This is a genomic window from Dysgonomonas sp. 520 (assembly GCF_010501095.1).
Lineage (GTDB): Bacteria > Bacteroidota > Bacteroidia > Bacteroidales > Dysgonomonadaceae > QVMP01.
Genome location: NZ_QVMP01000049.1, coordinates 1 through 5042, shown reverse-complemented (window position 1 = coordinate 5042; position 5042 = coordinate 1). Strand labels below are relative to the sequence as shown.

General features: G+C 31.7%; 7 protein-coding genes. 2 read left to right on the top strand and 5 right to left on the bottom strand.

Features of this window, described 5'->3' with window-relative positions; translation table 11 throughout:
- Nucleotides 1-77 precede the first annotated feature (77 nt).
- The 5 genes from D0T56_RS16365 to D0T56_RS16345 form a co-directional block, all read right to left on the bottom strand.
- Nucleotides 78-929 carry a hypothetical protein gene (locus tag D0T56_RS16365; RefSeq protein WP_163321242.1) on the bottom strand — a complete coding sequence of 284 codons (852 nt, stop codon included), beginning with the start codon at nt 927-929 and terminating at the stop codon, nt 78-80.
- Nucleotides 926-1300, bottom strand: coding sequence for a hypothetical protein (locus D0T56_RS16360; RefSeq protein ID WP_163321241.1), 375 nt, complete (start codon nt 1298-1300; stop codon nt 926-928). Before D0T56_RS16360 ends, D0T56_RS16365 begins: the two co-directional genes overlap by 4 nt.
- A gap of 27 nt (nt 1301-1327) precedes the next feature.
- Nucleotides 1328-1606 carry a hypothetical protein gene (locus D0T56_RS16355; protein WP_163321240.1) on the bottom strand — a complete coding sequence of 93 codons (279 nt, stop codon included), beginning with the start codon at nt 1604-1606 and terminating at the stop codon, nt 1328-1330.
- A 2-nt stretch (nt 1607-1608) separates the two neighbouring features.
- Entirely contained in the window at nt 1609-1947 is a 339-nt protein-coding gene (locus D0T56_RS16350; protein WP_163321239.1) for a hypothetical protein, read from the bottom strand.
- Nucleotides 1948-2248: 301 nt separating this feature from the next.
- Entirely contained in the window at nt 2249-2671 is a 423-nt protein-coding gene (locus D0T56_RS16345) for a hypothetical protein (RefSeq protein WP_163321238.1), read from the bottom strand.
- Nucleotides 2672-2824: 153 nt separating this feature from the next.
- On the opposite strand from D0T56_RS16345, the gene D0T56_RS16340 reads away from it, so the two are divergent.
- Together D0T56_RS16340 and D0T56_RS16335 are read left to right on the top strand one after the other, a co-directional pair.
- Nucleotides 2825-3373 (top strand): hypothetical protein, encoded by a 549-nt coding sequence (locus D0T56_RS16340; protein WP_221412371.1) that lies wholly within the window; start codon nt 2825-2827, stop codon nt 3371-3373.
- Between the two features lie 33 nt (nt 3374-3406).
- Nucleotides 3407-4939: a serine/threonine-protein kinase gene (locus D0T56_RS16335; RefSeq protein WP_163321236.1), complete on the top strand. Its 1533-nt coding sequence runs from the start codon at nt 3407-3409 to the stop codon at nt 4937-4939.
- Nucleotides 4940-5042: the final 103 nt, after the last annotated feature.

Here is a 5042-nt window from a genome sequence, read left to right as displayed (position 1 = left end):
AAATCACAAAGTTATGTAAAAGAACGCTTTAATAAACTATTAAATATAAACTCTAATATAGATTTTAAATTGTTATACTAGATGACTTTAAATACTAATATGTAGTTTGTTTGGGATAGTTGGTTAAACATCCCATTGGCACTGGTACTGCCATAATACTTATATTCGTTTCCTATTCCTGTTGGCACATAGAAATTTTCACCAATTTTGTATGCTGTTATATTGTTTTCAACCATAACAATCTCATAATTGCCCCTTTCAATTTCTATTTTTACCTGATTCGATGTTAATGGAACTGTATATAACCTACCCATAGTATATTGGTCATTGGTAATTATTTTGACAAACTCACCATCAAAATCAAATATTGAAAGCTTTAAGTTTGTCCCATATATTTGAGCAAAACCATATTTAGTTTCCCATGAATATTGGGTATACATACCATTATCAAAAGTGGTAATAAGCTGATTTCCTGAAATGGTGTTTTGGATAGTTATAATATTCCATCTGGTCACTTTGGTAGCCCAAGCCCCCTCCCCATATTTCCCTTGTTCTATTTGATATTGCTCTTTTTCTTCATACATCTTACTAACGTTCCAAACCTCACCTTTCTCTATATTAGACAACACCATTTTCTGAAAATTGGTATCATAACGATAATTTGGGATGTTATAAATGCTTTGGGTACTTCCAAATATTGGGGAGAGTTTGTTATCATCAACAGCAAGGTAAATTTCTTCTAATTTCATAGAAAAGCCATTGCGAAACAATTTGCTTATGAGTTCATCATATTCATCACAAAATATAGTATCATCATATTTGTCTGTGTTTTTATCATTATTATCAAGAAATAATGATTTTTCACAAGACATAAAACAGATTAAACTAAAAGCTAGAAGTACAGAAAAATGTGTGTGTGTTTTCATCATTCAAATTTAAGCAATTGGCATACCTTTACGATGTTCTCACCCTCAGATTCAATTAGTAACCAAATTGATAATCCAGATAGTATTATATAGGTTACAACAGTCCATATCCATGGATTGCCTCGTCCTATATTTGCATTGTACAACCAGTAAATGAGAAAAAATAAGACTATACTAAATAACACAGACCATACCCATGCCCAAAGGGACGTAGATATAAAACTCGCAAATAGAGATGTTAATACCATACCTGGTGCAAATGCGATTAATAATGCAACTCCTAAAAGGAAAAGATATAAAGCCCCTTCAGTTGAATCATCATCTTTTTCAGCTCTATAACGATTTCCTTCATCATCATACAAATACTTTCCCATAATGATTTATCTATTTTTAAGGTATATTTATTCTGTAATTATTTCCCATTTATAATTAGAACCATCATATGTAACTTTCACATCATAGATAAACGTATCACCATCCTCTTTTGTGGTAAGAGTTCCATTATAATAGTTACCTTCCTCATGGACTAATTGAAAATCAGTAACCTTTATACTATTATCCAATCTTGAAATTTCTGATGTGATTTCCTTTTTTATATGTTCTCTCAATCCCTCAGTAGTCATTGATTGACAAGAATAAAATAATGATATTATGAGGAGTAGTGTATATAGTTTCTTCATAACTAATTTTTTAATATTTTTGTTCCAGATGTTATTAATCCTATTCCAAAGAAAAAGAATGCAAACGTTTTCATATAACCCACTTTTTCTAAACTTCCACTTAATAGGACAAATATCCCACCTAATGTAAGAAGAATACCACCTATAAGCATAAGCCAAGGTTTCAGAGCATTACTTGTTTCTTTTACAGTATCATTTACTCTACCAACTGTATCTTTCACTTTTTTATTAGAAGGAGGATATCCACAATTGGGACAATTTTTTGCGTGTTCTGAGAATTCTTTTTCACACTCAGGGCATTGAATTAAAGCCATAATATTAATTAATTGATAATTTTCCACGCACCAAAGGAAGGTTTATAAAAAAGAAAGTGGGTGCTGAAAACTTAATTGAAGAGTACAGGTTCTGACAAAACCTCTATGTATCAATATAAGCAACAACCCCCACCATATACGATTGGATATGATGCGAAGAAGCACGCTTATTCTCTACATAGATTTGGAACTGTCAGATTCGTACTCTGAGAATTAAGCTACACTTTCCAGTGTTAACAAAATATGTCTGTGCCATAAAGCACATCACAAATATATGAAATTCTGTTAATACACTCAGGGTTGTTGCTTTTATTTTGAAGAAAACAATTTAACTCCTCTCAAATAGCCTTCCTGTTGGAGACTTCAAACTTTTCCTAGAATTATCATAATAGAGTTCTAGTGTTTTTCCACAATAGTTAAAAACAATCATGTTTGAACCACTTGGGATATCAAAAGAGCAAGTTTCTTGTGGCAGACCAGCCATAACAAAATCCAATGTTCCATTTGATTTGAATCTTACTTCAACAATATATTCAAAAGAATATCCTATTTGCTGTTTAATACCCCATCGACCTTTAAGCCATTGAGGTAATTCATCAGTCTTGGCTTTACTTGGTTCTTGAATCTGCTGTTCTCTTTCGTTCGTCCTGTCATTTGTTGATGTGCCAGCCCCACCACAAGAAGAAAAACAGAATAGAAATGAACAAAAGATTAGAATGCCAATGAATGATACATAGTTTGTTTTCTTCATACGATTTATTTTTGATTTGTATTACATTTGAACGTTCAAATATAAACCACTAATTCTTAAGATGTTCAATCCAAATAATCCTTTTTATCCATTTCGTCCAAAGTGAAAATCTAATTATATTTTAACTTATCTTTGCCTTTTAAAATGAAGTCTATGCTATCTCCAGTCATAAAGAAATTATTAGAAAACAAGTTGGGTAAGGATATTCGATATTCGTCTGATATAGAACATCTTTCTTTTGATATAGAACAACATACAAACCAAAGAATTGGAGTCAATACCCTAAAAAGACTATTAGGGCAAATTGAAGGGGTGAAAGAACCCAGATTATACACTCTTGACACCATAGCTCGCTACCTTAATCATAAAAATTGGGATGAATTATTGGAAAGCCTTGACCAATCTGGGAACTCTGATTTCTCAACCATAGAAGAAATTGAAGTAACCAAATTATCTATGGGGGATAAAATTCAATTTACCTATACTCCAGATAGGAGTGTTACAGTTAAGTTTATTGAAAATAATAGATTTGAAGTGATAGAATCTCAAAACAGCAAATTACAGATAGGAGATATAATTGAGGTTAACCATTTTGTCCTCAAATACCCATTAATGGCAAATGATGTAATCAGAAATAGTGTTTCTCTAGGTAAATTTACTGCTGGTAAAGTTTCTGGCATCACTTCTTTAAAAATTGTCTAACACAAATTATATCTTTGTTCCAAAATCAATAACATGGAAAATTCTTCATTTGGGGAGGCTACAGACAAGCCTATTATTACTAACATCCAACAATTAAATAATGGTGGTGCAACCTCTGATACATATAAGGTATTTATCAATGAAAAATGGAATTTTCTAAAAAGACCTAAGAAAGAATTTGCTTCCCATCCTCACTATCTCAAAGCCTTTGAGAAAGAATATGAAATAGGTTCATCGCTCAAGCATCCCAATATTGTCAACTATATAGAAAAGGGAGTTGATAATGAAGGGTTTTATATTTTAACTGAGTATATAGATGGGGGTACTTTAAAAGATTTTGTTGATGAAAATCCTGATTACTTCCACAACAAAAAAAATCTCAGAAAATTCATTTTTCAATTGCTGTCAGCCCTTGATTATCTACATGAAAGGCAAATACTACATTTAGATTTGAAACCTGATAATATTCTTATTACCAGAATAGGGCATGATGTAAAGATTGTTGATTTGGGCTTCGCCTATAATGATAGCCACCAATATCTGACAGTGGGAAAAAGTGAGAAATATGCAGCTCCAGAACAAATTGAAAACAACAATGATATTGACCAAAGGGCAGATATATACAGTTTAGGGATATTAGTTCTTTTTGCATACACTCGAACTCATAACAAACAATTAATTGACAAACTGCCAAACCCATACAAGAACTGTGTAAAAAAATGTCTGGAAGTTGATAAAGAGAATAGGTTTGACAGTATCTCATCTATCAGGGATTATTTCTCTCAAAAAAGTAGGCAAAAGAAAATCCTGTTTTCATCAATTACATTATTGATGTTGATTATCCTAGGGCTAGCCGTTCAACTTGCCATCCCTAAAAAAGCAACTGTGCTAGATATAAGTGAAATGGATGCACCTCACGATATTATGCAAAAAGTAACGACAGATACATCTTTGGATTATATCAAACAACAATTTGGTGAACCCAAAGAGATAGATTCTTATAATGACCCTAAAAGATTCATATATCACTGGTATTTTAAAAATCTGAAATTATCATTGAGGGAAATGTGCCATAATGACCTACACCCATACTCTCCTCCCATTGAACCAGATAAGATGATAAACGCTGAAATTACTTATGAGTTGATGGGTGATGCTGATTTAATCTATGATGATATATTTTCAAACTTCGAATTGTCAAATTTGGGCAAAGCTACGATTGGAGATTATATTGATAAATATTTTTATAAACTTGAAGATGGTAGCATTCATTACGGAGGAGATAAACTTTACATCAATGTAGGTCGTTACAGGGAAAATACAAATTCATTCAAAATATTCATGAATGGGAGTGCCCCAACCAATTATCAAGATTATATTTTATGTGCTGAAGGTTGGTTTCTGACTGATTTAGATAAATCATTACAGGATAAACTAATAAAGAGCGAAGGAGATGTATCAATCTTAAATAGAAGTGAAAGACAACAGATTTTGGATGTAGTGAGAAAACTCAAAATCACATCTATATCCTCTGGCAGTAACCTAGAAGAATTTTATATTTATTAGACATTATATTCAATAAAACTATATATGATTAAAAATCAATGAATTTGCAATTCTAAAATTATGCAGACCGCAAGCAATAATCATGACTAAATCGTCAAAACCA

Coding starts and splice junctions, on each gene's coding strand:
- D0T56_RS16340 (WP_221412371.1), top strand. CDS start 2,825: ATGCTATCTCCAGTCATAAAGAAATTATTAGAAAACAAGTTGGGTAAG.
- D0T56_RS16360 (WP_163321241.1), bottom strand. CDS start 1,300: ATGGGAAAGTATTTGTATGATGATGAAGGAAATCGTTATAGAGCTGAA.
- D0T56_RS16345 (WP_163321238.1), bottom strand. CDS start 2,671: ATGAAGAAAACAAACTATGTATCATTCATTGGCATTCTAATCTTTTGT.
- D0T56_RS16355 (WP_163321240.1), bottom strand. CDS start 1,606: ATGAAGAAACTATATACACTACTCCTCATAATATCATTATTTTATTCT.
- D0T56_RS16335 (WP_163321236.1), top strand. CDS start 3,407: ATGGAAAATTCTTCATTTGGGGAGGCTACAGACAAGCCTATTATTACT.
- D0T56_RS16365 (WP_163321242.1), bottom strand. CDS start 929: ATGATGAAAACACACACACATTTTTCTGTACTTCTAGCTTTTAGTTTA.